Annotated in this window: 5 protein-coding genes and 2 pseudogenes; 5 read left to right on the forward strand and 2 right to left on the reverse strand. The window is 55.2% G+C overall.

What is annotated here, in order from left to right; genetic code table 11:
- Positions 1-74 precede the first annotated feature (74 nt).
- From HMPREF2785_RS12220 to HMPREF2785_RS08620, 4 genes and pseudogenes are all read left to right on the forward strand, one after another.
- A pseudogene (locus tag HMPREF2785_RS12220) lies at positions 75-302 on the forward strand (glutaredoxin family protein); the annotation flags it as partial.
- Between the two features lie 385 nt (positions 303-687).
- On the forward strand, positions 688-1,833 hold the full coding sequence (locus HMPREF2785_RS08610; RefSeq protein ID WP_070614952.1) for an ImmA/IrrE family metallo-endopeptidase: 1,146 nt from the start codon (positions 688-690) through the stop codon (positions 1,831-1,833).
- The gene (locus HMPREF2785_RS11855) at positions 1,834-1,971 is read left to right on the forward strand and encodes a type II toxin-antitoxin system VapC family toxin (RefSeq protein WP_141750677.1); all 138 of its coding nucleotides are present in this window, start codon (positions 1,834-1,836) and stop codon (positions 1,969-1,971) included.
- Between the two features lie 428 nt (positions 1,972-2,399).
- Positions 2,400-2,591: a hypothetical protein gene (locus HMPREF2785_RS08620; protein WP_070495014.1), complete on the forward strand. Its 192-nt coding sequence runs from the start codon at positions 2,400-2,402 to the stop codon at positions 2,589-2,591.
- Between the two features lie 248 nt (positions 2,592-2,839).
- Here the strand turns inward: HMPREF2785_RS08620 and HMPREF2785_RS12105 are convergent, their stop codons facing one another.
- Entirely contained in the window at positions 2,840-3,517 is a 678-nt protein-coding gene (locus tag HMPREF2785_RS12105; protein WP_070614954.1) for a TetR/AcrR family transcriptional regulator, read from the reverse strand.
- A 91-nt stretch (positions 3,518-3,608) separates the two neighbouring features.
- Here HMPREF2785_RS12105 and HMPREF2785_RS08630 point away from each other — a divergent pair, with 91 nt between their 5' ends.
- Positions 3,609-4,838: an MFS transporter gene (locus tag HMPREF2785_RS08630; RefSeq protein ID WP_070614956.1), complete on the forward strand. Its 1,230-nt coding sequence runs from the start codon at positions 3,609-3,611 to the stop codon at positions 4,836-4,838.
- Here HMPREF2785_RS08630 and HMPREF2785_RS12385 read toward each other — a convergent pair.
- A pseudogene (locus tag HMPREF2785_RS12385) lies at positions 4,839-5,063 on the reverse strand (hypothetical protein); the annotation flags it as partial.

Consider the following 5,063-nt stretch of genomic DNA (forward strand, 5'->3'; position numbering starts at 1 on the left):
CTCTTTCGGTGGCGGTGTTAGCGTGAGCAATCATACAAGGGCGAGCGACGTAGGCACGATGAAGACGAGTTGCGATGAAGACGGTCGAGCTGATGGTGCGCTCCACGTGCGGTTCGTGCGAGCGGGTGGAGGCGCAGATCGCTCCGGTGGTGGAGAAGTGTGACACGGAGCTAGTGCTTGTCGACGTCGACCTGGACCCCGACAACGCCGCCCAATACGGCGATCGCGTGCCGGTTGTCGTCATTGATGAGGAGGAGTTTGCATGCTGGGAAGTAGACAACGCAGACCTTGAAGCCGAGCTCCTCTTTCCAACGCTGGGGGTTCTTTCGTTTTTATGTTGTTATGTTCGTTCCCGGTCCGTCGATGACGGGCGTAGCAGTGCACTCCGGGGGTGGGGCCGAGCTTCGCATCGACCCCTTCCCGTCGACCAACTCAGGTCAGCGCGGTGACGGTGCGGGCGACGCCGGAGTACGAAGGGATCCGCCAGATTGCAATAAGAAATCCAGCCCACACTCTGAGCTTGGCTCGGAGGCGGGCTGAACGATTGACATGAACCCTAGCATGAGCGAGGCTAGTTCCGCAGGCATGAAAACTCGTTTGTATCAATTTGATAGCTGTAGCTCCCCGGAGATGTTTGCTGGGCTCCTCCGCTAAGGTAAAAACTACGTAACTAGCGGGAGGTGAGTGATGACTGTTCGAATCGACATTGCAGCACCGACGTTGCGTTGGGCCCTACAGCGGACCGGCGTCACGGTTGAAGAACTTGCCCAAAAAAGCGATTTTCGGTTGGTCCGGCAATGGCTGGAAGGGGAGGTATCCCCGACGTTGCGTCAGGCCCAGCACTTGGCATCGCTTGCTTGTATCCCGTTTGGATACTTGCTTCTCGACGACCCCACGGATGACCAACCGGATTTTCCAGATTTCCGCACCGTAGACAGTAAGAAAGTAACCGAGTTCAGCCCGGAATTGAAGGAAACGATTTACGCCTGTGAGCGGCGTTTGGGTTGGTACGCCGAATTTGCTCGTGCAGAAGGCATTGAGCCCCCATGCTTCGGTGGCGAATGGACATTACGTGATAACCCGGACGATGCCGTGCGTGCATTACTTCCTCAGCTCGCCGATGCTGGATGGAAGCCAGGCAGGGCGGCTACTGGTCGAGAGAATGTGCTGGAATTAGCGGAGGCAATTGAGCACTGCGGTGTCTTGGTGATGCGAAACTCCGTACTTGGAAATAACAACCACCGCAAACTCGACATCGACGAGTTTCGTGCTTTCACACTGCTCGATGGTGCTTACCCCTTGATCTTCATCAACGGCAGTGATTACAAAGTTGGGCAGTACTTTAGCCTTGCTCACGAGCTAGGCCACGTGCTACTCGCTGCAGAAGGGCTCACTGGAGCCATGAACGATCATCACGATGTAGAGCGATGGTGTAACAGGTTTGCAGCTGCCCTGCTTCTGCCGCAGCATGCGTTGTTGCAGGAATGGGACAGAAATCCCGATCTGAAACACATCACTGAATGGGCATACGATGCGTACCGGGTAAGCGCGGATACGACACTGTGGTCCCTTGTGGGGCAGCGCCGCCTTGGCAAACCACAAGTGCAGGAATTCCTTCGGCAACGTCCCTCGAACCCTACGCCTCCGATTGTTAGTGGAGGCGGTGACTTCTTCGTCACGTTGAAGTCTCGGCTGGGTGGCCGGTTCTTGGACACAGTAACCGGCGAATATGCAGATGGCGCAATTTCTCAAGAGGAAGCTTCGCGCCAACTGGGCATTGCAAAGACTGCGACGCTGAAGAATGCGGTTACTCGTATGCAGGAGGTCGCATAGGTGTACCTCATCGATACGAATATCGTGATCGGTGCGTTCAATCACCGTCCGCGAGACATTTTTGAATCGTACGACGAGTCCGAAGACGTGGTTGTTGAAGACCTTGAGTTCGGCGACCGCAAGTTCAAGATCGACTAGGGCGATTACTTTAACTTCAAGATTCCGCTGGTATCTTCCGTCCAGTCTGCTCTGGACGTGAAGCCGGGGGCAGTCAGCGAGGCAGTGGAAGGCATGTCCGAGCAGGTCGATACCTACATCGGCAAGCTCATGAAGGACGGAGTGAAGAACTCCAACAAGGTGGGCACCCTCCCGCTCGACATTGAGAAGAAGGACGCGTACAAGACGCTGGTGGCGCTGCGTAAGAAACTCAACGCCACTTCGGTTCCGAAGACTGACCGTTTCGTGATGGTTGGCCCCGAGATGGAATCGGCGTTGCTGTACGACGAGCGCCTGGACAAGGCAGTGAACAACAGCAATCTCTTGAACGGTGAGATTGGTCGCCTGCTCGGGTTCCGCATCATTTCCGCGCCGACGGTGCCGACGGTGGCGGGCCGTGAGGTGTCATTGTGGGCCACCCGATGGCTACCGCGTTCGGCTACCAGATCACGGAGGTGGCGGAATCGTCCATGCTGCCGTTCCGTTTCACCCGTGCGATTACGGGCCTCCAGGTGTACGGCGGTTCCGTGTTCCGCCCGGAGGTGCTGGCGACGGCTGAACAGGATGTGGTGGAGCCGACCACGGCGGGTGCTACCGAGTAGACGCTAGCCCGTAGCAGGCAGCGAAGGGGGTCAGGGTGTGTGCCTTGGCTCCCTTTACCCATACCTGGATGAAGGGCACACCATGAATAATCCGTATCAGGAAGAACTACTTAACCGTCTCCGTGACCATGAGAACGCGAGGGGTGAACGTGAACTGACCCGGCTTATCAACTGGGCTACATCCGCTGTGTTGAAGTACACAGCTGTGCGGACGCTCACTAAGACGATGATTGAGAAGTGGGTCAGAGTTAAGGCAGCAGGGTGTGTTCGATGCCGTCTAGGATCACATCGATGACGAGGTCGTAGTATTCCTCGGACATCGCTTCTTCTTCATCAGGGTGTGAGAGAGGCTCCAGGTAAGAGTTGACAATACTGGTCAGTCCAACAGATTGAGCCATCATAGGCTCAAGCCTGACAAGCATTTCGTGCAGGTTGTGGCGAGGCTGGATTTGATTGGATGCGCGCAGGTTTCTCGCTCCGATCGTGTGGATGATCGAGTTCGCGATAATTGTGTAGGCCACAGGCGAATTGTCACCAAACCCAGCTTCTTGTAGTTTGGCCCAGGCTCCATCGATCATCGGCAAAAACTGTTCGGTGAACTTGCCCCGCGCGAACCTGTCGGTAATCCCCGGATATGCTAACAATGCGGGGCGTAGATTGTGAGCCATAGCTCGAAACCAGGCTTTCCATTCAAGGTCCGGGTCGGGAACTTCAATCCCGACACATACCCGGTCTACAACAGCATCACAAATGGCTTCCTTGTTTGGAAAATAATGATAAATCACTGAGGGAACCACGCCCAGTTCACGGGCAATGTCCCGTACTGACCATCCCTCAACGCCACTGATCGCGCTTAACTGTACAGCTTGTTTGACAATCAGCTCGCGTGATAGCCCAGCCCTTCGCCCCGTTGGCACAGTGTTCATAAGGTGACCCTAACTTATTACTTGACCCTTACTAGAACACCATTCTACAATATCCCTAAGTGAAACAGTGTTCTAGTAATGGAGTGTAGTGATGCCCGACCCTCGTAGTAATAAGCCGACACAGAGCTCTATTGATCCAGGAGCGCAAGCGAACCTGGTAGTGGGAATCGTTTTTCTCGCCTTTATGGGGCAAATGATTCTCAATCCGATCATCGCGCCACTGTCACGACAGATGGGATTGCGGGAATGGCATATTGGCGCCACTATCTCTTTGGCAGCGATTGTACTAGCGAGCTTGAGTGCTTATTGGGGGCGAGCTTCCCAACGTGTCGGCGCTAAACGTGTACTCGCGGCCGGGCTTGTGATCGCGATCATCGCTTTGAGCGCCTTCGGTATTGTCTCCTACCTGGGGATGAACCAGGTAGTTGGCGGTGTCGGACTAGTTTTTGGTGTTGTGATCACTCGTGGTTTGCTCTATGGTGGAGGGATTTCAGCGATCGCCCCGACCGCGCAAGCCCACCTGGTCACGCATGCTGCCAGCGAGAACGGGCGGGTAAAAGCACTGGGCATGATTGGAGCGGCTCAAGGGATGGCCTCCATTGTTGGAGGTGTTACTGGAGGTGTGTTAGCCGCTGCTGGTGGCCTGCTCTTGCCCTTGGTGGTCATGCCCGTTGTGATGGTGATTGGTCTGGTTGTTCTCTTGGTGAGTTTCGCACCTCAAAGCCGAGGGCAACTTTTTGCAAAGCCTCAACGGATTCGCTTCACTGATCCGCGTGTAGCTCCCTGGCTAGCAACTGGTCTGGTGATGTTTCTTGTGTTTTCTTCTGTTGCTACGATTTTTGGATTCACTGTCCAAGACCGCTTCGCCCTGTCGGCAACTGCGACCGCAGGTATTTCCGCGATTTACCTGACCATCATGGGCGTGACCATGATCATTGCCCAAGCGGTGATTGCTCCAAAGACAGGGTGGGGAGCAGCGAAGCTTTTACGTACTGGTCTGGCCATTACACTAGTTGCAACTGTGCTCATTTGGCCTACCTCCTCGCACGCTTTACTGGTTGTCGGGTGTATCGTGCTGGGGGTAGGTATGGGACTGGCGATGCCCGGGTACAACACTGGCCCAACCTTGAAGATGAGTGTAGATGAGCAAGGCGCAGTGGCTGGCATCATCAACGCTAATAATGGGTTGGCGTACGCGATTGCCCCGCTGGCTTCGACCGCCCTTTACGGGTGGAACCCGCTGGCACCCTTCGCCGTCTGTATCGCCTTGATTGCAGTGGTCGTCATCTACGCCCACACCGTACCCGCACTACGCCAATAACTATGAGCGTGCCTGAAGTAGCCGTTCCATCACGTTATCCGCAGGAGTCGGCCCCGAGTAGTCCACCAGCGAGTTGTCTTTGACGACATCGAAAATCTCGTACCAGAGCGTATTCGCCTGCTTGCTAAACGACTGAGACATGGCCACGAATGGGGACGCGATAGCTGTTAGGACTACGGATTTAGTAACACCGTGAAGTGCCCCGAGTTTTGTTCCTAGGCATTT

Source organism: Corynebacterium sp. HMSC067D03 (genome assembly GCF_001811185.1).
Classification (GTDB): domain Bacteria; phylum Actinomycetota; class Actinomycetes; order Mycobacteriales; family Mycobacteriaceae; genus Corynebacterium; species Corynebacterium coyleae.

Excerpts from the sequence above, each read along its gene's own strand:
- HMPREF2785_RS08630 (WP_070614956.1), top strand. The coding sequence starts at position 3,609 with ATGCCCGACCCTCGTAGTAATAAGCCGACACAGAGCTCTATTGATCCA.
- HMPREF2785_RS08610 (WP_070614952.1), top strand. The coding sequence starts at position 688 with ATGACTGTTCGAATCGACATTGCAGCACCGACGTTGCGTTGGGCCCTA.
- HMPREF2785_RS12105 (WP_070614954.1), bottom strand. The coding sequence starts at position 3,517 with ATGAACACTGTGCCAACGGGGCGAAGGGCTGGGCTATCACGCGAGCTG.